We start from the raw sequence: 24,140 nt of genomic DNA, 5'->3' as shown, positions 1-24,140 counted from the left end.
CTAACATCTTGTATTTGCTTTGATTATAATGAAATAATTACCATAATTCCACTAAAAAGTGTTTCTGGTTTTATCTAAGTTAATTTTTGAATATTAGTAATTGTAAACACTTTTCCTAAATTGGTTCGCATAAAGGTCACTTGATAAATCGAAGCATCCTGAGTTAGAACTACTTTAGGATTGGGATTAGTTAAAACCACAATTCCTTTTGGGTTAAACTTAATCTTGACTACACCCCCATAAAGACCGTCGGTCTTTGTTGTTCACCTAGTAGCACTAGAATCAATCACAAAAGCAGCGGGTTTGGCACTAAGAACCGCGTTTAACCACGGTTGATATTGGGTCGGTTTGATTAACTGGGTTAGAACTTCAGCACTTTGTTTTGCAAAAAACTGGAAGTTGTCAGTATAATTTGGATTTAGTCTTCGCAAATCATTAACACTAAGAAAACTTCCATCAGCGCTAGCATAGTTTTTAACTAAATCAGGAGCAAAAGCTTGTAATAGTCTTCCTGCTAAACTATCCACCAAAATACCATAACCTTTATCAGAATCATTCTCATAACCAAGCGCACTAAGAATTGCCTCTGGTTTAGCTCGAGATGAGACTGAAGTTTTTAAATATTCAAGAATTCTGGTTAATAAACTTGTTTTTCCATCGCTATCATATAAAACTTCATCAATAACTTGATTAAATAAACCAATATCAAAATAACGGTAAGTCAGCTGACTAATCGTTTCTTTACCAGTTAAATTTAAACCATTTTTAAACTCATTCATTAATTCAACTAGAGTTTTATTTGTATAATAAGCACCATAATTGGGAAATAACCCGTTATTTTTAACCAAATCCTCAGCACTATATCCCTTAGCTTTAAAACCAATCAAAAGGTTGAGCAATTTTGAATTTAAAAAGTTTTCAAGATTGATTTTGCCATCACGTTGGTAAGCAAAGATTTGTTGGAATGCTCCTTGAATTTTGTCAGCAAAAGTTTTGCCAACCACCAAAGAAAAATTAGTCGAAGTAAATAGTGAAGTCAAATCACCACTATAAAGGGTTGCAAACGGAGTTGCTAAGAATTCAGAATCAGTTTGCAATCAAGTAATAACATTACTTGTAAAAGTAGTGCTACTACTACTTGGCAAATTAATCGCTTGATTATTTAATAAACTTGAGGTTAAAAACTGGTCAATTTCACTAGCAGCACTACTAATTTGGTTATTATCACTTAAACCGCTATCAGGATTAGTTTGACTAAAAATTCCTGTGAAAAAAGCAAGTGAATTTGAACTGACTTTATTATTAGTAATTTTGTCAGCAAACAAAACGTTAATAAACTTCAACACCCGAGCACTTCTTCGTTCTTGAGTTATGCTTGCATCATTGTCAAAGAAATAGACTAAGTTTGAAAAAAATTCCCCAAAGTTGAAATACTTCGCTAGAGTAGGATAAGTATTAACTAAATCACTTTCTCCAATTGTGGCATTTAATTTAGCAGTTAAATAAGTCGTGTTATCATCGCTACTAAATAGATGTTCAGAATCAATTGGAGCAAAGAGCTTGGTTTCGCTGTTTAACAAAGTCATTTTTAATCCCAAAGCACTAAAGGCTTTGAGTAAACAAGCAACACCTTGGATCATACTACCAAAAGAGGGTGAAGTTGTACTTGTTTGTCCCAACATCGTCCCAAAACTTTGTCCAGCAGTAATCAATTGGGCTTGAATTGTACTGCTCTCATTTGTATAAGTGAGCATTTGGTAATCGCTTTGTTTGAACAAAGCCATACTATTAACTAATTCAATTCAAAAAATGCTGCTCAAATCACTAATTTGATAAGTGCTAAAATCAAAGTTAATTCCCTGAGCAAGAATGGTAAAAAAACCATCAATTGTTGTTTGCTTTAAAAGTGGACGCAACAAATTGATTAACCTTAACTGGGTATCACTTACTTCAAGAGTAGCAAGTTTATCGATTCCCAAAGGAAGTCCATCAGCAATAGTAGTTAAGTTTAAACTTTGAAGAATTTGGATTAATTTTCCACTATTATTCACCATGTTTGGGGGAAAATTACCCAAGAAACCATTAATTGTACTTATGAGGTCTCCAAGCAGAGGAATATCACTTAACCCAGACAATTTATCAAGAATTCCTGATAATCCACTTGGTAAGAAACTATTAAACCCACTTAAAAGCAAGTTAAAAATTCCACCCTGATCACCCAAACTACCATCTAAAGTAATGTTGCTACTATAACTGGCGTCATTTAGATTAGTTGAACCAAAATAAGTTTCAAAAACATTGCCAATTGTCTTCTTAGCATCACGATTCAACTTGGTTAAATCTTGAGCATTTTGTGACAAAGAATAGCTTTTATAAGCAGAATCACTAATTTTATACTCGTTATCCAAGATTAAAGTCCGCATACGTGCTAGGATAGATTGTTGAATTTCAATTTTTTGTTCACTTAAAGGAACTTGGATTTCATCTTGGTAGTTGGGGTTGATTTGACCACCAACCCCACAAGCAACAACCGTAGTTGTTGTAATCAGAGTTAAACCAACCACTTGTAATAACAATAATAACTTTTTCATCAACTCTTCTCCTTTCTAAACTAAACGGACTAACTTTTTAAAGGAAAACTTTTCATTAGCGTTCACTCGAGCAAAAGTTATTTGGTATTGCGCATTAATTGCTTTAATCGCAATTGCTCCCAAATTATAATCATTACCAGTGTAAATTAAATTATAAGTTTGGTTTAATAAAACCTCAGGATTGGTGGGATCATAATTAGAGATCACTTTTTCTACAACTCAACTAGCGTTAAGAACCTGGTTAAGAACAAAATCACGATAATCAGTTCCATTTAATAAATCACCTAGTATTCGACCAATTCCCGAACTAAGGGCTCAATGGTTAGTGGGATCAGCACTTCTTAAAGTATTAAGATTAAGCAACTCTCCCTTACCATCATTTGCACTGGGAGTGGAATTAGCTTTGAGAGTTGGTGAAAAGCAATAAACAAGTTGACCTAACAATGATTGGGAATAAACATAAGGTTCACTTTGACTTAAATCATAACCTAAGAAGGGTAAAATTTCGGGTAAATCATTTAAATGACTAACCACTTGGTGAACCACGGATTGGTCACTACTAGTGGTGGTGTCAGTAATAAAGTTCTTTTCAAACAAGAGTTTCATCATTGTTTGAATATTATCAACAGGAATAATGTTTCCTATCTGATCACTGATGTTTTCATTTTGAATTGCTAAATCACTAACAATTCGACTAATCATTCCATCAAAGGTTAAATCACTTAATCTTCCTAAATCAAGATTACTACTAAAAAAAACAAGCATTAAATTCCGGACTAACAACTGGTTAAAAATTAAGTGAAAGTTTAAGTGATCAACACCAAATAAAAAGTTTAAAGGATCAAGATTAGCACCAAAGAGCCCAACCAAATCATTTCAATTTCCTTGATAAAGTTGAGTTCAAGGTTCATTAAGGAAGTTTTGAGCAGCAGTGGTATCTAATCATTTAATGAGGTTTCTTCAATTGTCAGGCAACAATGACAAAAAAGGCTTTAACAGTTCTTTAAGATCGTCGCTAAGAATCTTACTTGGGGTTGCTGGAGTATTGTTAAATAATGGAACTAATAAGTAGGTTACAAAATTTTGAAAAAGTGGATTAAATAAATCTGGATTTAAGGCAAGGATTGCCCCAATAGTAGGGTTATAGGCATTAACAAGGTCAAGAATAGTTTGTTTTAAATAACTAAATTCATAGCCTCCAGATGCTAAGAAAATATTTAGGAGTTTTAAAATTCGATACCCGTTTTCTTCTTCATTTTTATCATTAAAAAAATAACCAAGCTTACTTAATAAATACTCTAAATGTAAACCTTTTTCACTAATAGCTTGATCACTAACTTTTTTAGTTTTAATTATTGCTAAATAATCAACATTTGTAATTGTAGTGCTAAAAAGGTGGGTACCATCAACAATGACAAAATCATCATTTAAACATTCATCATAAAGACTTAGCAATACTTCTAAAATTTTTAAGGTTTTTCCTAAATAAAAAAGCATTCCACCACTTTGAACAGCATAACCACTTGGTGGTGTTATCCCCACGCCTTTTTTGAAAACAAAACTAAAAAAGTTTTGCATTGCTTGATCATAATTATCACTCATTAATGCTTGGGGATTATAAGTATTAACTGTCGTGTTATCAGGAAGTGTAGTGGGAGTGATTAGTGAAGTAAAACTATCAGGATACATTGCATAACCGATTAAAGAAGTCAAAGAAACTAAAAAACTACTTTGTAGTTCTGCCACAGTCAAATCAGCAAGTTCGCTTAAATCGGTTGCTTGGTTAAAATTAGTTAAACCATTATCAAGTTGTTGACTTTCATATCAAGTGGTTAAAGTCGTAGCAATACTATCAGCACTCGTTGCAGGATCGATTAACAAGTTTTGTTGACCAATTAAATTAATAATTGTTGGTAAAGAAGCTAAATATTGTTCTAAAGGGAAGGTGTTCAAACCTCCAGGAAGCGAAGCAATTAAAGCTTTGTATTTGTCTAAAAAAGCTAAAATAGGACTGATTTGGCTATCACCCTGATTTAAAATCATTTCAACTAATTGAGTAAATAATTCTCCATCGCTTCCTTTAACCCCATTCACCTGCACATCAATTAAATTAGCTTGACTCAAAGTATTAGCATTAAAGTAGTTTTTATCAGCATAATAATTATCCAAAGTGGTGGTGGTTTTAGTTAAATCCAAACCATAAGCATCAGCTAAAACATAACCCTGCACTTGTTGAAGAGATTCGGCGCGAATATCTTTAACTGTTTGACTTTCCTTACCCTCAACAACTGGTTGGTGAGAATTACTTCCACAAGCAATTACACTACTAATCATTGTGCTAGTTAGACCTAAAGCACTAAAGATCACAAGAAATTTGCGCATCTTCTCACCTTCTTTCTTTTATTAATTATTTAAAATCCTATCATTGATAATAGAATCAAAGTGAAATACTTCAGTATTACTATTTCGTGAAATTTCAAACCAGTATGTGGTTTGAGAGTTATTTAACGGATTGGTAAAAATAACTTGATAGCTAAACCCTTTAATTAAAATTTTCCCAGTTTTACTAAAATAAGTAATTTTCTTGGGATCATACACCAATTCATAAGCATTCTTAGTTGTCAATAATTGGTAAATCAGTACTGAATAATCAGCAGGATTACTCAATTTATTGAAGACATCAAGTAAATCTTTGGCAAACAATTGGTATAAATCAACTCCATAAAGATCATAATTACTAACATTAGCATCACTTAATTGAATTTGTCCGTTTGCAACAATATTAGTAATTGCTTTAACTAAATTTGGGAGACTTAACTGGACAAAATCTCCTAAAAAACTATCTTGCTGATAAGTACTATTTCCCATAAAACCTAAATACTCTAAAGCATCAGGAACATCTAAAGTTAATGTCCCACTACCATCAGGTGCAAGTCCAAATAATTTGGTTAAAAATTGGGAGATAAGGTTGTTTTCACCTGTATCTTTTCCAATTAAACGTTCAAGCAAATCAACTTCCAACTTAATGTCTTTTTTATTAAAAATTTGTAAAGAATTATTGGGATTGGTACTGTCAATATACAAATTTGCATTCTTAGAATTGTTTGGGTCAAGGTGATTCAAATAATTATGTAATAAGCTAATAAGTTGAGGAAGTGACTTTAAAGTGTAATTATCACCAAGAGGATTAATCATTCCCTGGCTAAATCCTTTAATGTCAAGTCCTTGTTGGGTTAACCAGTTAAAGATTTGGAATAAGGGTTTGTTGAGTAATGTTAAGAAATTTTTCTCACCACTACCAAATAACCCACCAAGTACTTTTTGAAAGTTATCTGGTAGTTCGACACCTTGAAACAAACTATTGCCATTCCCACTAAAAAGAAAGTGAAACATGTTTTTACTATCATCAGGATGATAAGCTAAATTTTTAACCACCTCTTGAAGCGCTGCTAAAACTTGTTTTCAAGGAAATTGGTTTAAGGAAGGAATCAGGGTTGGCAGCAAAGGAAGAAGATTGTTTATCAAATTGATTAAACCAGAAGCATCATCACCATTAATAAAACCTAAAAAAATCGGTTTTAAAGTATTAAAGATTGTGCTTTTGATTGCTGGGGTTTTAGTAATAGTTAGAATTGCTTGGGGAGCTAAATTATTTAAATATCCTAATCCTAAACCCACGTTAAAAAGGTGTTCTAACCAACTTGAATCTTTATCAAAATAATAGGGATCCCCGTTCTGACTAGGGTTAGAAGCATCGTTAAACAAAAGGAATAAGAGTTGTTCTAAGCGGTCTTCACTAGCTTGATTAAAATTTTGCAATGAACCAAGGAAGTAGTCTAGGTTGGCTACAAAATAGTTTAAATTCAACCCTTGGTCTTTGAAGACCACACTATCACTAACCTTAACATCCTTTAGTTCACTTAAAAAGGTGTAGTTATCTTTAGTTGCTGAAAACAAATGGTTATGATCAACTACTTGATAAGATTTCAAAGTATCAAACTGTTGAAAATAAATATTACTAATAATAATGAACTCAAACACTGGTTTTAACAATCCCCCTAAAGCAGTTGGATCACTTAAATCGACCATCGTCAAAGCTTGTTGACTAATTACTTGATTTAAAAAAGTAATCAAGAATTTTTCTTGATCATCAATACCTTCCCCAAGGTCAGCTAAATTTGCATCAGGAGTTAGAGCAACTGCTTGTTCTAAAATTTGGGTAATCAAACTGAATAACTTTTGGTTTAAATCTTTAAAAGTTAGGTTATCATCACTTATTTCTTGAATTGCAGAACTAAGTGCTTGTTGGTACAAAACGTTTGCGTTTGGCAAAAAGGTGCGAAGTTGACTGATTTTATCACCATTCATCACACTATCAATCACGTTAATAATTTTTGGCAACCAGGTGGTTAAAATACTACTTAAATCAATATTAAACTGGTCGTTAATTAACTTAATTAATTGTTCAAGAATTAAATTAATTCCTTCACCCCCAGATTTAAAAATATCATCAATATTAGTTAAAGTGGCGTTTAAATCCTTCATGTTTCAAAACGGAGAGTTAACTAAATTACCGCTTTTAATTCAACTCAAAAGTTGACGAAGGTAAGGTTTGAACTGGTCAGGAAGTAAAGACTCAAGACTAGACTCGGTACCAAGATGACCTCCAAGGTGGACGTTTTTTCCTGTAACAGCACTATTATCAACCACGTTCGCGCCCAAATATTTCTCCATCACATCTTTTAAAATACTAGTAGTGGTCAAAGCTCCATCGTTGGCATCATAATTATCAATATTATCTTCAGCACTAAAACCGTTTAAAATTTCTAAGGTCTTGGTTTGATCAATGCCAAACTGGTCATCAAGAATAACTGACTTTGCCTTTTGAAAACTAGCACCAACTAAGTTATTCTGACTATTGTTGAAATAAACCAGAGCAGTAGAGAGCGCTTTTTTAACTTGTAACACTCCCCCATAAGCAAGTACTGTTGAAGTTGAGGTAGTAACCAAAGTTATTGAACCTAAAATTGCTAGTAATTTCTTCACCTCATTACCCTCCTATTAACACATTTTTCTGACTTGTATCTTTTGGAATTATAACATATCAAAATACATTTATAAGTTTAGTGAAAAAGAAAATGGGACAAAAAATAACCACGATTTATCGTGGTTAAATAATTAAATTAAGCTTGAGGAAGGGTTAATTTTCCTCTTTTGATATCACGAGATCTTCAAGCACCCATAATTGATCCAGCAATCGCCATACCAATTAATGGTAAAAGAATATACATTGCAATTCCAAATCCTTTAGCTGCAGCGTTATTACTAAACAAATCAGAAGTTGCCAGAGGAGAGACAAAGATTCCTCCATGTGGAGCTGGAATTCCAATTTTTAAAGCAGTTGCTAGGATTCCAACAAGTCCCCCCCCAATCATTGAAGAGACATTTACTCGTTTATAATCATCAATCATAAACGGAATCGCTCCTTCAGTGACAAAAGAAAGTCCCATCACCCAGTTAGCTTTTGCTGAATCACGTTGCTTTTCTGTTCATGCCTTTCTAAAGACTAGAGTTGAAAAGGCAATTGCTAATGGAGGCATCATTCCTGAAAGCATAACTGCACTCATAATTGGGGCTGTTGTCATGTTTCCTGTATCAGGGTTAATGTTGGCAAAACCACCATTCTCTGCAGAAACAATTGATAACGTTCCGACCACATAAGCAATTTTGTTAATTGGTCCACCCATATCAACACAGACCATGATTCCTAAAAATAAACCAACCAAGACTAGAAGGTTTTTTTCTGCCATTTTTTGAAGAACTCATTGAACTCCATACATGAAATAACCCAAAGGAATATTCAAAGCAAACATCGCTACTCCTACTCCTAATAAAGAAAGTAAGGGAATTAAAACAATATCACGTACTCCCATAAAGCCTTTTTTAAAGTTGGCAAAACCTTTTGTTAGACCAAAAACTAGTAACCCAGCGACAAATGCAGCAGCAATTCCGCCAATAAACCCAGAGTTACTGTGAGTAGCAACATCACTTGGTAGTAGTCTTCCTCAAAGGTTAACCCAACCAACGTTGCCATTTCCATAAGCAAAAGCACTATTGTTGGCCAATAGTCCTCCAACCATTCCAGGCATTAATCCTTGAGATCCCACTAAAGCATAAGCCACGTAAGCTGCAAAGACTGGCACCATCATATCCATGGCAATCTTTCCAACAGCTGCAAATCACCCCGCTCCTTTGTTTATCGTTCCAAAATTACCCATGTTAGCAGGATCAGGACTTCCCCCTGCAGCAATGAAATCAATCAGAAAGGCTAACCCTAAGATAATTCCTCCCCCAACTACGAAAGGAAGCATGCGTGAAACTCCTGCTAATAAAACTCCTTTAAAGTCTTTAAATTTCTTTAGATCCATTTCTCCACTATTGCTACTATCACCAGTTTTGCGAGCTTTAATCACTTTTTTAGGTTTAGTAGCATAGTTTTCAAGAATCTCTTTGGTGTGATAAATCACATCTTGAGTAGAAGTGTCGATAACTTCTAAATCATTAAACCGGTCTAATCCTTCTAACTCTTTATCATGAGCAAGAATAATCATCTTAGCATTTTTAATGTCATCAGCAGTTAAGCGGTCTTCAATACCTCTGCGACCTTGGGTTTCAATTTTAGCAGTTAAGTTTAATTGCTTCGCAGTTTCTAAGATTTTTTCTTGAGCTAGGTAAGTATGAGCGATTCCAGTAGGACACGCTGTAATCCCCACAACATCATAACCACTTGAGGTTTGTACTTTATCAACTCCGGTTTTGGTTGGTTGTGACTCAATCAAGATGGATTGTAACTCTTTAAAGTTTTTTGCCAAACGAAACTTTTCTTGATACTCAGGTTTAACCAGATAACTACTCAAACTACTCAAAGCAGTTAAGTGTTCGTTGCCATCGATTCCATTAGTGGCAATTAAGAAAATAAGATCCACTGGTTGATTATCTAAACTCTGTCAATCAATTGGAGTTTTTAACCGTAAAAATCCTAAAGTAGCTTGTTTAACTGTTGGATTTAAAGCGTGAGGAATTGCAATTCCATCCCCCATTCCTGTGGAATCTTGCGCTTCACGATCTTGTAAAGCTTTAAGAAATTGATCATAATCATCAACAATTTCTGCTTGTTTAAATTTTTGTGCCAAAAAGGCCAAGACATCTGTCTTCGAGCTCAACTCGACATCAAAAAAGGAGGTTTCTTGACGAAACATTTCTTTTAGCGCCATAATTAATTTCCTTTCTTTGTTATTGTCAATTGTTCGACTTTAATTTGTTCTTTTAATTCCATCACCAAATCTTTAGATCCAATTCACGAACTAAAAGCAGTGGCAGCTCCACTAGCTGCACCAAACTTTAATATCTCTTCTAAAGCGAGATTTTTACTCATTCCATAGGCAAAACCACCAACCATGCTATCCCCAGCACCAACAGAATTAACAAGTTTTCCTTTAGCAGTATTAACTTGATAAACTTCGCCATGCTCACTAAAATAATAACTTCCTTTACTCCCGCGACTAACTAGAATATTTCTTGCTCCTAAAACTTGTAATTCTTTAATCATCGCTTCAAGTTGAGTCAAAGTAAGGTTAGGGTTATATTCTTGGTTAAGCATTTGGCAAATTTCTTCAACATTAGGTTTAATCAAATAAGGATGGGCTTTTAACCCGTACTTAACCCATTGCTTTGAAGAGTCAAGAATAAAAATCGCTTCATGATGGTTAACAATCATGCCAATTTGTTCATAAATGTTTTCTGAAACACTGGTAGGAACACTACCACTGGCAATCACCACATCGTGAGGTTGAAGGTGAGTATCTAAATAAGTAAGCAAATCTTGGACTAAATTTTGCTCTACTCTACTCCCTTGACCGTTCAACTCGGTTTCTTGATGGTTTTGAAAATCTTTAATTTTAAAATTAGTTCTGCTCTTACCAGGATAAAAAACAAAATCGTGTTTTAAGTTGATTTGTTTGAACTGTTCTAAAAAGACTTGATTATTATCAAGACCCATTAGTCCAGTTACAACAACATCCACACCTAAGTTATTTAATAAAACTCCAACATTAATCCCTTTTCCACCAACAACTTGATAATCATCATCATAGTAATTAGTTTCTCCCAAAACAAAGCCATTAGTTTGTAGGATTTGATCAATAGAAGGATTTAGTGTAACTGTATAAAGCAAGTTTCCAACCTCCTTTACTTTCTATAAAATAGCACTCTGCACTAATAATATAGATAGAAAGCGGGTTTTACAATTCTGTTTTGTTAATTTATTTGGCGAAATTTTTCAAAAAAAAGAAAAACTCAAACCAAAGTTTGAGTTTTTGAATGAAATTAACGTTTTGAGTATTGTGGCGCTCTTCTCGCTCCACGTAATCCGTATTTTTTACGTTCTTTAATGCGGGCATCACGAGTTAATAACCCCACAGCACGCAACTGACGACGATAGTCTTCACTAGCCTCTAACAAAGCCCGAGCAATCGCTAATCTAGTTGCTCCAGCCTGTCCAGTAAATCCTCCCCCATCAACTGACACCATAATGTCAAAATCTTTTTCAGTTCCAGTAGCTACCAAGGGTTGAGTTAAATCTTGTACTAAAGTCTCATAAGGGAAAAAGTCTAATGCTGGTTTCCCATTAACAACAATCGCACCTTTCCCAGGAGTAAGAATAACTTGAGCAACAGAAGTTTTACGACGTCCTGTTCCTCGATAAATTACTTTATCTGCCATTATTTATTCCCTCCTTTTTGTGTTTCAATCACAAGTGCTTTTGGTTGTTGAGCTTGGTAAGGGTGATTTTCACCAACCAAGACGTGCAATTGACGGAATTGGTTGTGACCTTGCACTCCTTTTGGTAACATCAAACGAATTGCTCGCTCTAAGATAAATTCTGGTTTGTTCTTCCGAACACTTGCCACATTACGACGTTTCAATCCACCAGGATACATTGAGTGGTGGTAGTAATTTTTATCTGATTCTTTTTTACCAGTGAAAATTGCTTTTTCAGCGTTAATGATAATCACGTGATCACCATTGTTAATGTGTGGGGTAAAAGTTACTTTGTGTTTTCCACGCAAAACCAAGGCTACTTGGGTCGCTAATCTACCAACAGTTTGACCAGCAGCATCAACAATGTATCAATCTTTTTTGATGTCAGCGGTTTTAATTAAGGTTGTTTGTTTCATTGCTATTTCTCTCCTTCAACTTGTCCGGGTTAAAAGTGTAAGCAATTGTTATTATATGCGGTTTTAATTCCTTTTTCAATCAATTTAGTCGCTTAAAATAAAAAACAATTGCCAGATTTATTGTCATTAAATTTCTTGGTCTTTTAAGAGTAGAGTGGCGTTAGTTTTAGTGACATAACGATAGCCAATCAAGAAGGTAATTCCATAAATTCCAGCCACTCCCCCAATCACAGCAAAGATTAAAAAGGCTGGATAAATAATCGGTACAACAAAGTTGGTATGCAACGCTAAATTATTAATAATTCCAGTCAATGAGAACCAACCTCCAACATACCCAATACTAAAGGCAATTACAATCATCACTGCATACATTCCCAAGACCATATTCACAATCGTTGTATTCTTGTATCCCAATACTTTTAAAGTAGCAATAAAGCGAACGTTATCTTTAATAATTAAAGAAGTTGTTAACATCACAATTACAAAGGTAATAAAGATAACTAATAAAATAATCATTACCAAGATTCCTAAAATCATGTTAGTAATTTGTTTTAAGATATCTTGACTAATCTGAATTGGAGTCAGACTACTAATTGCTCCTAGACCAATTCCATCATAAGTTTTATCTTTAACAATTCCACCATTTAAAGCAATCGGGGAATAGTCACCAAGTTTACTATAAGTCGCTATCCCAGCGCGAATATCACCAATATCATTACTCATTGAATACTTAAAGTTAAAGATTGGATAAGCATTATTAAAGATAAGATCAATATTTTTTGCAACCTGATAATAATTATTGTTATCATCAAGTAAAAAAAGGGTCTTAAATTCTTTATAAGTTAAATTTCTTAAATCATAGGGAAACTTAATTTTAGTAGTTGAAGCAAAGGTTTTGGCAAATTGTGGGGCAAATAAATAGTCTCACAAATAAGCTTGGGCTTGATCATAATTCATTAAGGCTTTAGCTTGAGTATTAGCAATTCATCCCTGAGGAGTTCCATACGTATCAGCAATTCCCACAATTCTAAAGGTTGTTTTAGCTTTCTTGCTTTCAAAACCAACATCACCTTCAAGATAGTTTTGATAAACTTGACCAGGAGTATTATCAATATTTAGTGACCCCGCGCTAATTTTTTCTTGTTTTCCAGTGATCGGGTTTTTTAACGTAGTTGAAAGACTATCCATACTACTAGTAGTAACAAATCCGTCCCCTCCCTCTTCTCGAGGGTCATTTTGGTTTCAATCACTGATTTTATAAGCAGTTTTTGAACCACTAGTGTAGTTTTCCATTTCATCATACAAGCGGTTAAAATCAATCACCTGATTTGTTTTCAAATGAAGTTTTTTAGCTAAACTTTGGTTAACAATAATCGGAGTCGCTTCATCATCAATCAAATCACCACTAAACAATAATGGCATCAAGTCATGGTGATTATTTTGTAAATCAATAAACTTACTATTGTTCTCTACTCCATAAATATTGAAGGTTAAGGGGTTAGGATTAATTGATTCCATTGAAAGTTTTACTCCCAATTGCTCACTATCAGGTGAGTAGGGAATCGTTGCAAAACTAAGGTTATAAACCTGGTCATTTTCATTAGCATAATAAGCTTTTTTGAAATATTGTTGCACAAAATAAGGTGCTCTGGTAAATCCAGTTTGAACAATTGCTGTACCTGCTCGTTGAGAAAAGTAAGCATCATATCATCCTAAATAGTCAGCAAGATAACTTTTAATAATTTCTAAACCTTTAATCGCACCATTGGTTTGAATGATTTGTGCTGCATCAGCACTAAGGTATTGATCAACAAACCGTTCATTACCACTTAAACTATTTTTATCACTTAAAATATGGTTCGCTCCAATTGGAGTTGTTATCTCTATTCCCTGATCATCTAGATAAGTACTCGTAGTTAAACTAAAGTTGGGGTTAGGTTGCAAGGTAGTTAAATAATCACCAAAACTTCTGCTTGAACCACGATACTCGTTTTTAAACGTCTCAAACCAATCAAGATTACCACTCTTAATTTTGTTGTTAAAAGCAGTAATTTGTTCATCATAAGTCAACTCAAGATTGTCAGGATTATCATAATAATCTTTGGTAATTACCAACCCAATAGTTTGGGTATAAACTTGATAGAAACTTTTTAAGATATTGAAATAAGCAATAGCTTGAGATAGTTCGTCACCAGCATTTGACACAGCTTGAATTTGGTTAATTAAATCTAAATAGCCTATTCATTGGTTTGAAAGAATGTTTCACCCAAAGGGATCAAGTTGGGCAAAATCAGCTAACAGGTGAAAATATTGGGTTGATAAAACTACTGAATAACTGTTTAACATTCTTAAATTAGCAGTCATCACTTGTAAGGGGTTAACAACCCCATCAGGTTGAGTTGCAAACTCCAAATCATAATATTCATTCGGAATTTTAGCAGTTAAAAGTTGTTGAGTGATTTTATCAAGATCATAACTACCCTGAGCAGTTAATGGTTGACTAGTAATTTTATTTAAGACTTCCGAATAGTTAAAAGTAGTAGCTTTTGAAGTTACTTTCGCATCATAAGTCTTCATAAAAGTATACGGATTATTATAGATAGGAGTGTCAAATTCAACTAACTGTTGGTACTTAATTCCTTGATAAGCAGCGATTTGATTGTTCTTTAACAAAGTAGGAGCAGCAAAGGTAATTGTCATCAAGATTGTTGAAAGTAAAACCACAAACCCTACTCCAGAAATTTTTCCTTCACTTGAACCAAACAGAGCTGATCGTAGTTTTACTTCTACAGGACGATTATTAGTTAAAGATTTAATAAAATAACCAAACTGACTGATTTTTGAGGCTTTGGTTGCATACACCAAATTAACTACATCATCATTCATAGTTAAATAAGCAATTAGAAACGTCACTGCAGTGACAAAAATTCACATCACCAAAACTACAACCATAAACGCAGCGATATCAAAAGTTCATGCTGATAAATCCAAGTTAAAGTGGTCAGTGAATAACTTGTTAATGGGGATTTGCACAAATTGGGCAACAATAAATCCTAAAATTCCCCCAAATCACGAACTCATCAAGGGTAAGGCAACATAGTTTCACACAATTTCACGTTTATAATATCCCAATGCTTTTAAAGTTCCAATTTGAGAACGGGTTCCATCAATTTGTTTCTGGGTAACTAAAACAATTGTAAAAATCGTCACAACTAAAACCACAATCAGAATAACTCCACTCAGCAACTGATAAATTTTAATCGTACTAATAATTGAAGCGGTTCGTCCAGCATACTGGTAAGCCTGATCACCGTTCTTAAATAAAATTGGGTCATAACCCTCATCACTAGCATCTTTATCTCGACCCATCAAGGTTAATAAATCGACATTCATTTGGTGAAGATCAAGCTTGCTAATTTTTTTTAAACTAGTGTTATTAAATTTCAAAGAAAAATAAGCCTCAGAATCTTGAGAATTTTCAGCAGTTAAAAGGGACTGGTTTTGGTCAAAGTAAGTTAAACCCTGAGCGCTTTTAGGATCTTTGAATAAACCAAAATTAACTGGGTCAATATAAGCAATTAACTCAGTTTTTTTATTTGGCAAAGACGTAGATTGGTCGATAATTGGCATTACATAATCGATTGATTCTCCATATCCAACCACTTGAAATCATTTATAAGTTGAATAAAGTTTCTGGTAATTATCATTAGGATCATCTAAATTACTAATAGTGTCAACTAAACCAGCATTAAGATAATCCATATTGTTAAGTTTTGACTTAACTAAGAGTTGTGATCCTAAACTATCTTCTTGAAAACGAATAATATCACCAATCATGATGTGGTTTTTCTTACCAAAAGTTGCATCAATTACAGTTTGGTGAACACTTTGAATACCATGACCTTGAGAAATCGCTAGTTGATCAACCCTGTATTTTGAAGAATCAGGAGTAGTTTTAACAACCGCTTTAATTGTTAGGTTATGGTTATCATTTTGAATCCCACTAAAGTTTCTTCCTTCAGTTCTTGATCACGAAAAACTTAGTTTGGGATTGGCATAAGCATACTGACGAGAAAGTTGATAAAAGTAGTACTCTTGAGCTTCAACATTATTTTTAGGAACTGAGCCAGAATCATCATCAGTACTGGTTTTAACAAATAGAGTTGAAGGAACATCACCAACTACATCTCTCAAATTTGATGCCAGTGCAAGATGATTATAATTGCCAATAACTTGGTTAGAAATTCCACTCATTAGCGAAACTACTAAAGAGAAAACCAGAATTAATAAAGTTAATCCTAAAAGTAAGGGTCAAAGTTTAAAAGCATTTTTAAACGAATTTTTAGCGATTAAATTAAAACCTTTTAACTTCATCCTTCCCATCACTCCCCTATTAATTTTGTTTGGTTCTTTAAAAAGAAAATGTTAAACCAGAATTACCCTTCCCCACGATTAATATCAGTAACTTTTAACACGTATAGGTTAATTCTACCCGATTATTGCCAAAATGTTAAAAAAAGACCAAGCAAATGGTCTTTTGTGGTAGAGGGATTTAATAATTCATATTATTTTTAATTTCCTTCTCATGCTCAAGAGCAATCATCCAAAAACTTAAAGCAAATATCAAACATTAAACCACCAGAAATGACATTGTTTTAAAGTTCTACCACTCTTTCTTATCATACGCTATTTTTATTAATCTTCCTTATAAGTTTGCTTTTCACTTCCTTGTTGATAAGTAATTCCTACCAAACAAAGACCCTTACCATCAACAATAAAAGGCGACTTATCACCTTCACGAGTTAAACGAAGTTTGATTAACGCTTCGTGACTGCGAGGATTATTAAGATAGGCTTGTAAGCAAGCTCCAACAATCATCCGAATTTGGTACCGAATAAATCCTTTGGCTTGAAAATAAATTTTAATCCTGTTATCTTGATCCCGAGTTGCTGTAATCGATTCAATTGATCTAACCGTTTGAAAGGATGAACGTTCAGCATTTTTTAAGCCAGAAAAACAAAAATAATCGTGATTACCAACAAATAAGGTTAATCATTTCTTTAACTTATTAACATCAATCAAACCTTTGGTTCAGTGCAATTCATAGCGCTGTCTAAAAATATCAAACTGATGATCATTGATCGTATAACAATAAGTTTTTTGTACTACTTGCCGAACATTAAAATCATTAGCAACCCGTTGGATAGTGTTAATACGCACATCAAGGGGTAACTTTTTATTTAAACCATGCAAAAAACTAGTTAAATTACTAATTTCAAAATCAAGTTGTAATAAAACTTTTTGATCCAGAGCATGAACGCCCTGATCAGTTTTTGAAGCTCCTAAAACCTTAAAAGGAACCTTTTTAATTAAATGTTTAATTGCATCTTCTAAAGTTTGTTGCACTGTGCGAGTTGAAGGTTGTTTGACCCACCCCTTAAAACTTGACCCATCATAACTCAGACTTAATAAATAAGCTTGTGTAAATTCACGCCACATGTTAGTAAGCAGTTAAGACATCAATATAGGGTAGGTGCATTAAAGCGCTAGTGGTTGGATAAACTTGAGAATAAACAATCATTAAAACTCCCATACTTGTGCCAACAGCAAAAATGATTAAATCAACCACAGAAAAACTAAATTGGTGGAAACGAGTACGAGCAGCGTGAGGATCATAACCCCGAGCATCCATCGCATAAGCAAGGTCTTCAGCCTTTTGAAATGAAGAAACCAATAAAGGAATAATTAAAGAAACCAAACCTTTTCCCTTATCTTTAAAACTTCCGTTTTTAATATCAATTCCCCGTGAAGCTTGAGCTTTCATAATTCTTCCTGCTTCATCCATCAGGGTCGGAATCATTCTTAAAGCAATTGAAATAATTGTCGAAAGAATGTAAACTGGGATTCCAATAAGTTTTAAGGGTGAAAGTAAATCTTCTAATCCTAACGTAATTTCTAGTGGTTGAGTAGTCCCAGTAATGATTGTAGTTAAAGTGATCATTAAGAAAATTCTTCAAGCCATTAGTAAAGCACTGTATAAGGCTTTTTCACTAAATCAAAACGCTTTTCAATGATAGAAGTGACCCAAACCAGTAACTTTTAAAATCTCAGGCCCCTTTTCAGTCAGAATATCAACATAGGGACCTGGAAGATAACCACTATACCCATGGTTAGCAACTTCATGATAATACTGACTATAATCACCTTGATTAGCCAATAACCCCGTAGTCATCTCGCCTGTTAACTTCATCAAAAAGATATTAATAATCAAAATCACCACAAAAATAATCATCGCAGGAAGCAAAAGGCGAAACAGCATTGTTCATCGTAATCGGGCTAAGAGATATAAACTAAAAATCGTTGCTGATAAAAATAAGTATCCCGTGTAACCAACTGGAAAGAAAATCGCAATGATTAAAAGGATAATCATCAAAAGTTTAAACCGTGGGTCCATTTTATGGACAGGGGAATTTAAGGGAATATAACGGCCAAATGTTAAACGCATGAAACTGTTCCTTTCTAAAAGTTAATGGGTGGTAGTTAAATAATCTTGGTATGCTGCAGTGAAATCATCAATAGTTCGAATTTCTTTTGTCGTTAAATCAATTCCCTTGGCTTTCAAAGCATACAATAACTCATAAATTTTTGGTGGTTCGATTTCCATCTTTTTTAATAATTCTTCATCAGAGAAGATTTTAAAGGGACTATCTTTCTTATAAAGTTGACCATTATGCATCACAATTACTTCATCAGCAATTCTTAAAACTTGATCCATGTTGTGAGTCACCATAATGATCCGCTTATGATACTGTTGGTTTAAGTTTAAAAATAAATTCATAAAGTCATCTTCACCCTGAGGATCCAATCCCCCTGTTGGTTCATCTAAAACTAGCGTGTTACCATCCAAAGCTAAAATTCCTGCAATCGCTACCCGACGTTTTTGTCCTCCTGATAATTCAAAAGGTGAACGAGTAGCATAGTGGGGTGGTAAACCAACTAAAGTTAATAATTCAGGAACGGCTTTTAACGCTTTAGCCTTGCTTTCTCCCAAATGAATTGGTCCAAAAGCAATATCTTTTTCGATAGTATCTTGAAATAACTGGTATTCGGGAAATTGGAAAACTAACCCAATTTCTTTTCTCAATTCTTTGACATTAACGATTTTTTTAATTCCTGCAGGAATGGGATAATCACCAATCAATGAAACGCCAGTTTCACTAATCAATAAACCATTAGTTAATTGAATCAAAGTTGATTTTCCCGAACCAGTAGTACCAATAATACAAGTAATCTTATTTTTAGCTAAACTAATAGTAGCTTTATTTAGTGCTTTAAATTCAAAAGGAGAGTTTTTTGAATAAACATAAGAAACGTCTTTTAACAAAATATCATCTTGATAATCAAACTTTTGTTTAGTTTTTTTTGCTTGTTTTAAAATCGTTAAATAGGGTTGATTATTTAATTTATCAACCTTTTTTTGAGCCTTATCGGCTTTTTTTTGTTCTTGTTTAGCTTTTTTGGCAGCTTGTCTATTTAGCTGATATTCTTTTCATTGCTGAATTATTTTAGCGCGCATAAATGATCCACCAATTCTGCCAAGTTCTTGGCCCCTTCTTGAACTTTAATTCCCTTATTATTTAACGCATCTTCAACCATTGAAACAAAGGGTAATTCCAACCCAATGCCGCGCAAAAATTCCTTATCTCCCATAACTGTTGCGGGATCGCCAAAACGCACCATTTTACCTTGATTTAAAACCATTACTTTTGAAGCATTTAAAATCTCATCCATATCGTGAGTAATCGACAGGATTGTTTTTTGACCTTCATTCTTTAAATCTACCATGATTTCTTTAATTTCACGTCTACCCTTAGGATCTAACATACTTGTGGCTTCATCAAAAATGATAATATCAGAATCTAAGGCCAGAGTTGAAGCAATTGCTACACGCTGTTTTTGTCCTCCAGAGAGCATTAAAGGTTCTTTATCTAAAAAGTTTTCCATTCCTACCCTGGTAGCTGATGCTTGAATAATTGTGGGCATTAATGCAGGATCAACCCGATGGTTTTCTAAACCAAAAGCAATATCATCTTGGACTGTTGAACCAATAAACTGGTTATCTGGATTTTGAAAAACAATCCCCACAAACTGACGAACTTTCTCAACATTATTATCTTGCATTAAATTACCAAAAATTTTAATGCTCCCCTCATCTGGTTGTAATACCCCAATAAGCAGCTTAGATAACGTTGATTTACCTGACCCGTTGTGACCAACAATTGCAACATATTCACCATGGTTAATCTTTAGGTTAATATCATCTAACACTAAGGGTTCGTCTTCATCATAACGAAAAGCTAAGTCTTTAATCTCAATTGCAACAGGAGAAAGTTTTTCTAAATTCCCCAACCTACCCTGGCTCTTTACTACTTCTTTAAATTCTGCGTACAACTTTTGCGCTGCTTTTTGTTCATTAATTATCGTTTCATAACTTGGATCACTAACAGAAGTAGATTTTACCAAACTATTAATATTAACTAAGTTATTTTTAAACGCCTTAATTTTAATTAGTTCTTGATAATTCGCTTTGGCTTGATGATAATTAGTCTTAGCTTGTTGATACTCAATACGAGTAATTAGTTGGTGATGGTACTTTTTTTTAGCGGACAGAAAAACTTCCAAGCTGTTGTTAACATCCTGATTTAAACTATTAAGTTTTTGCGAATAAGCATCTAAATCACTTTGATTGAGCTTTTCTGTTAAATAGGTTGAAAAATCCTGATTTTTTTCCATGAAAATAAGCTCCTCTAATCAACAAATAATTATTATTAGTTTATACTTTTTATAAATAAAAAGAAAGCGAAATCGCTTCCTTAATTTGATTATAAATTATAATTAAACTCTTCAAGAAAGGAAAACATGATCACTTTAATTTGAGCTCAAACCAAAAAAAAGGTAATCGGAAAAGATCACCAGTTGCCATGAAAACTTGTTGATGAAATGAAACATTTTCAACAACAGACTTTAAATAAATCAGTTTTAATGGGGCGAAAAACTTGAGATGCTTTGCACATCCAACCACTCCCTGGACGCAAAAACATTGTTTTAACCCATCAAAGTAGAAACAATTTCCCTCATCAAGTAGAAGTTATCACTAACCTTGATTCTTTTTTAGAACAGTATACAAATCAAGTAGAGGAATTAATGATAATTGGAGGCAGAGAAGTTTTTGATCAAGTGATAAAAAAAGCTAACAAACTAGTTGTTAGCATTATTGATCAAGATTACCCAGGTGACACATACGCCCCAGAAATTGATCCAAAGGTTTGAAAAGTAGTCGAAACCAAAGTTTATCCCGAGTTTAGCGTTTACACTTTTTTAAGAATCTAACTAAGTGGAAAACGATAATTAACAATTAAAACTGGATGAAGTTGATCAGTTTCATAACAAAGAAAAAAGTCTTGCACTTCGTGAGTTATTAATTCCATCTTACCTTCAAAAACTCGCATCGTAGGATCAACATTATAAGCATCCAGACTAAGAATTTTTTTAACATTCTGGTTGTATATTTTTAAAGATTGGATGGTGTAGTATCAATCTCAAGCTTGCTCAAAACTCATCGATTGATAAAAATGATTGTTTTTCATTTCTTGGAAAAAACCTTCTTTTTGATTTTTATTGTTATAAATCAACATGACAGCACCTCCTTAAAAAGTTCCATTTTAAGAATATCATAAGACAGAAAAAAAGATACTAAAACGACTAGTATCTTTTTTAAAAAGACTTTCTTAAACCAGTTCAATTAAAACCATTGGGGCATTGTCGCCTTTACGGTTATCTAGTTTTAGAATTCTGGTATACCCACCATTACGATCTTGATAACGTTTATTCAAGGTGGTGAAAAGTTTTTGCAACGCAGTTTCCTTTTCATTTGCTTGGATGTTTCGCAATCAAGCACTTGCTTGTCTACGAGCGTGTAAATCATTACGTTTTGCTAAAGTAATCATGTGATCAAAGTGCACTTGTAATTCTTTTGCTCTGGTTTGGGTAAGTTGTAAGGATTCATTAAGGATTAACTCGGTTGTTAAATTACGCATTAATGACTCTCTTCAAGCAGTGTTTTGCCCTCTTTTTTGAATGTATGACATAAATTAATCCTCTCTTTTTATACTTGTTTGAAGTTTAAATTTAAACTAGCCACGCGGTCTTTAATTTCTTTAAATGATTTACGACCCAAATTTCTAATTTCTTGAATTTCATCTTCAGAACGAGAAACTAAATCACGTAAAGTTTCAACTCCAGCACGTTTTAAACAGTTTAAAGAACGTTGGGTTAAATCTAAATCATCAATATTTTGATCTAACTCTTGATCTTCTTCTTCCTCAGTGCCAATTACTTCTAAATCATTAATTTCTGCATCTAAATTAATGAAGTATTCTAGGTGTGCAGTTAAAACTTTTGCCGCAACTGAAATTGCCGCAACTGGGGTTAAACTTCCATCAGTAGTAACTTCTAAAATTAGTTTTTCTAAATCAATGCTACGACCAATCTTAGTTGGTTCAACGTGATAAGCAACCTTAACGATTGGTGAATAGTTAGAATCGATAGTAATTAACCCAACTTCTTTCACTTCTTCTTTATTATCTTTGAAAGAACGATACCCACGACCATTACGAGCAAATAGGGTTAAATCTAAAACTCCTCCATCAGCTAAAGTAGCAATCACTAACTCTGGATTTAAAACTTCAACTCCAGCAGGAAGGTTGATGTCTTTAGCAGTAACTGTCCCTGCAGTAGTACTATTGATCTTTAACTCAACAGTTTCATCACCATACATCTTGGTATCAATCTTTAAAATCAATTGTTTAATATTAAGGACAATACGTGAAACATTTTCTACAATCCCTGGTAGAGAGGCAAATTCATGGTTTGCTCCCTTTAGATTAATCGCATAAACTGCAGCTCCTGGGGTTGCTGCTAATAGGGTGCGACGTAAGGCATTACCAAGTGTAGTGCCAAAACCTCTTTCTAATGGTTCCACCATAAATTCCCCATAAGAGGTAGATTTTTCTTCTTTAAGAAGATTGAATTCTGGTCTGATAAATTGTTTCATCGTAACTTAACCTCTTGGACGTTTTCTAGGACGCACACCATTGTGGGGAATTGGTGTGGTATCTTTAATTGAAGAAATTTCTAAACCAACTGCTTGTAAACTTCTCACTGCAGCATCTCTTCCTGGTCCTGGGCCTTTAACTTCAACAGAAATGCTTCGCACCCCGTTATCCATTGCCCCTTTTCCTGCTGCTTCAGCAATCAACTGAGCAGCATAAGGAGTAGATTTTTTTGATCCTTTAAATCCTAAAGCTCCAGCACTTGATCAAGCAAGAACGCTCCCTTTTTCATCACTAATTGTAACAATAGTGTTGTTAAAAGTAGAATGAATATGAGCAATTCCTTTAGGAATATTTTTCTTGATTTTCTTTTTAGTTTGTGGTTTTTTATTTGCCATTTTGATTTACTCCTATCTAACTATTTCTTTTTATTGGCGACAGTTTTTCTTGGACCTTTAACAGTTCTTGCATTGGTCTTTGAAGATTGTCCACGCGCTGGTAAACTCTTACGGTGGCGAATTCCTCGATAACTCCCAATTTCCATTAAACGTTTAATGTTTAAAGAAACTTCTCGACGTAAATCCCCTTCGGTTTTTACACTTCCTAGTTCTTGAGTAATATCTTTGATTTGTTCTTCAGTTAAATCTTTTACCCGCACATCTTCTGAAATTTGGGCATTTTTTAAGATTTTTTGAGCAGTACTGTTTCCTACCCCATAAATATAGGTTAAAGCAACCACTACTCTTTTATTGTTTGGTATTTCTACTCCATTAATACGAGCCATTTATTATTCTTCCCTTTCTCTTAATTTTCTTTCAAGGTTTAACCCTGACGTTGTTTATGTTTTGGGTGGATACAAATAATCATTACACGTCCCTTACGTCTAATTACTCGACAATTGTCGCAAATTTTTTTGACTGATGATCTTACTTTCATCTGACTAGCTCCTCCATCTTTCCACAATTCTTAGTTATATACTTATCCTTTAAAACGATAAGTAATTCTTCCACGTGTCATATCATATGGTGAAATCGCAACTGTTACCTTATCTCCAGGTAAAATGCGAATGTAATTCATCCGGATTTTACCTGACACGTGGGCATCAATGATAACATCGTTTTCCAATTTCACTTTAAACATTGCGTTGGGCAATACTTCTACAACAGTCCCATCGACTTCTAATAAATCTTCTTTAGCCATAT

At 33.8% G+C, this 24,140-nt stretch carries 20 protein-coding genes; 1 reads left to right on the top strand and 19 read right to left on the bottom strand.

Features of this window, described 5'->3' with window-relative positions; genetic code table 4:
• Nucleotides 1-74: 74 nt before the first annotated feature.
• The 12 genes from LD125_RS03995 to LD125_RS02615 form a co-directional block, all read right to left on the bottom strand.
• Nucleotides 75-2,591 carry an MOLPALP family lipoprotein gene (locus LD125_RS03995; RefSeq protein WP_250137502.1) on the bottom strand — a complete coding sequence of 839 codons (2,517 nt, stop codon included), beginning with the start codon at nucleotides 2,589-2,591 and terminating at the stop codon, nucleotides 75-77.
• Nucleotides 2,592-2,606: 15 nt separating this feature from the next.
• Complete coding sequence (locus LD125_RS02665) at nucleotides 2,607-4,973, bottom strand: hypothetical protein (protein WP_250137503.1); 2,367 nt, start codon at nucleotides 4,971-4,973, stop codon at nucleotides 2,607-2,609.
• A 21-nt stretch (nucleotides 4,974-4,994) separates the two neighbouring features.
• The gene (locus LD125_RS02660) at nucleotides 4,995-7,637 is read right to left on the bottom strand and encodes an MOLPALP family lipoprotein (RefSeq protein ID WP_250137504.1); all 2,643 of its coding nucleotides are present in this window, start codon (nucleotides 7,635-7,637) and stop codon (nucleotides 4,995-4,997) included.
• Between the two features lie 137 nt (nucleotides 7,638-7,774).
• The gene (locus LD125_RS02655; protein WP_250136379.1) at nucleotides 7,775-9,865 is read right to left on the bottom strand and encodes a PTS fructose transporter subunit IIABC; all 2,091 of its coding nucleotides are present in this window, start codon (nucleotides 9,863-9,865) and stop codon (nucleotides 7,775-7,777) included.
• A 2-nt stretch (nucleotides 9,866-9,867) separates the two neighbouring features.
• On the bottom strand, nucleotides 9,868-10,824 hold the full coding sequence (pfkB, locus tag LD125_RS02650; RefSeq protein WP_250136378.1) for a 1-phosphofructokinase: 957 nt from the start codon (nucleotides 10,822-10,824) through the stop codon (nucleotides 9,868-9,870).
• A gap of 152 nt (nucleotides 10,825-10,976) precedes the next feature.
• Nucleotides 10,977-11,372, bottom strand: a complete 396-nt coding sequence (gene rpsI, locus LD125_RS02645) for a 30S ribosomal protein S9 (RefSeq protein ID WP_250136377.1) — start codon at nucleotides 11,370-11,372, stop codon at nucleotides 10,977-10,979.
• Complete coding sequence (gene rplM, locus LD125_RS02640; protein ID WP_250136376.1) at nucleotides 11,372-11,827, bottom strand: 50S ribosomal protein L13; 456 nt, start codon at nucleotides 11,825-11,827, stop codon at nucleotides 11,372-11,374. The genes rpsI and rplM overlap by 1 nt, the downstream gene beginning before the upstream one ends.
• A 126-nt stretch (nucleotides 11,828-11,953) precedes the next feature.
• Nucleotides 11,954-16,201, bottom strand: coding sequence for an ABC transporter permease (locus LD125_RS02635; RefSeq protein ID WP_250138378.1), 4,248 nt, complete (start codon nucleotides 16,199-16,201; stop codon nucleotides 11,954-11,956).
• A 321-nt stretch (nucleotides 16,202-16,522) separates the two neighbouring features.
• Nucleotides 16,523-17,326 carry a tRNA pseudouridine synthase A gene (locus LD125_RS02630; RefSeq protein WP_250137506.1) on the bottom strand — a complete coding sequence of 268 codons (804 nt, stop codon included), beginning with the start codon at nucleotides 17,324-17,326 and terminating at the stop codon, nucleotides 16,523-16,525.
• Between the two features lies 1 nt (nucleotide 17,327).
• On the bottom strand, nucleotides 17,328-18,332 hold the full coding sequence (locus tag LD125_RS02625) for an energy-coupling factor transporter transmembrane component T family protein (protein WP_250137507.1): 1,005 nt from the start codon (nucleotides 18,330-18,332) through the stop codon (nucleotides 17,328-17,330).
• A gap of 21 nt (nucleotides 18,333-18,353) precedes the next feature.
• Nucleotides 18,354-19,265, bottom strand: coding sequence for an energy-coupling factor transporter ATPase (locus tag LD125_RS02620; RefSeq protein ID WP_374982226.1), 912 nt, complete (start codon nucleotides 19,263-19,265; stop codon nucleotides 18,354-18,356).
• A gap of 122 nt (nucleotides 19,266-19,387) precedes the next feature.
• On the bottom strand, nucleotides 19,388-20,620 hold the full coding sequence (locus LD125_RS02615; RefSeq protein ID WP_250137509.1) for an energy-coupling factor transporter ATPase: 1,233 nt from the start codon (nucleotides 20,618-20,620) through the stop codon (nucleotides 19,388-19,390).
• 126 nt (nucleotides 20,621-20,746) lie between these two features.
• Between LD125_RS02615 and LD125_RS02610 the strand changes: the two genes are divergently transcribed.
• On the top strand, nucleotides 20,747-21,217 hold the full coding sequence (locus LD125_RS02610; protein ID WP_250137510.1) for a dihydrofolate reductase: 471 nt from the start codon (nucleotides 20,747-20,749) through the stop codon (nucleotides 21,215-21,217).
• On the opposite strand, the gene LD125_RS02605 is transcribed toward LD125_RS02610, so the two are convergent.
• From LD125_RS02605 to infA, 7 genes are all read right to left on the bottom strand, one after another.
• Complete coding sequence (locus LD125_RS02605) at nucleotides 21,214-21,522, bottom strand: hypothetical protein (RefSeq protein WP_250136369.1); 309 nt, start codon at nucleotides 21,520-21,522, stop codon at nucleotides 21,214-21,216. The two genes, LD125_RS02610 and LD125_RS02605, sit on opposite strands and share 4 nt — an antisense overlap.
• Before the next feature lie 93 nt (nucleotides 21,523-21,615).
• Complete coding sequence (gene rplQ, locus LD125_RS02600) at nucleotides 21,616-21,975, bottom strand: 50S ribosomal protein L17 (RefSeq protein ID WP_250136368.1); 360 nt, start codon at nucleotides 21,973-21,975, stop codon at nucleotides 21,616-21,618.
• A 17-nt stretch (nucleotides 21,976-21,992) separates the two neighbouring features.
• Nucleotides 21,993-22,940 (bottom strand): DNA-directed RNA polymerase subunit alpha, encoded by a 948-nt coding sequence (locus tag LD125_RS02595; RefSeq protein ID WP_250136367.1) that lies wholly within the window; start codon nucleotides 22,938-22,940, stop codon nucleotides 21,993-21,995.
• 6 nt (nucleotides 22,941-22,946) lie between these two features.
• A complete protein-coding gene (gene rpsK / locus LD125_RS02590; RefSeq protein WP_250136366.1) occupies nucleotides 22,947-23,336 on the bottom strand; it encodes a 30S ribosomal protein S11 in 390 nt (129 codons plus the stop codon).
• 20 nt (nucleotides 23,337-23,356) lie between these two features.
• Entirely contained in the window at nucleotides 23,357-23,722 is a 366-nt protein-coding gene (gene rpsM, locus LD125_RS02585; RefSeq protein ID WP_250136365.1) for a 30S ribosomal protein S13, read from the bottom strand.
• A gap of 38 nt (nucleotides 23,723-23,760) precedes the next feature.
• Entirely contained in the window at nucleotides 23,761-23,874 is a 114-nt protein-coding gene (gene rpmJ, locus LD125_RS02580; protein WP_096862480.1) for a 50S ribosomal protein L36, read from the bottom strand.
• 42 nt (nucleotides 23,875-23,916) lie between these two features.
• The gene (gene infA / locus LD125_RS02575; RefSeq protein WP_096862479.1) at nucleotides 23,917-24,138 is read right to left on the bottom strand and encodes a translation initiation factor IF-1; all 222 of its coding nucleotides are present in this window, start codon (nucleotides 24,136-24,138) and stop codon (nucleotides 23,917-23,919) included.
• Between the last annotated feature and the right edge of the window lie 2 nt (nucleotides 24,139-24,140).

Source organism: Mesoplasma sp. JKS002658 (assembly GCF_023566355.1).
Taxonomy (GTDB): domain Bacteria; phylum Bacillota_I; class Bacilli_A; order Mycoplasmatales; family Mycoplasmataceae; genus Edwardiiplasma; species Edwardiiplasma whartonense.
Note: the sequence above shows the minus strand (reverse complement) of the source record. Positions and strands in the feature narration are given on the sequence as shown.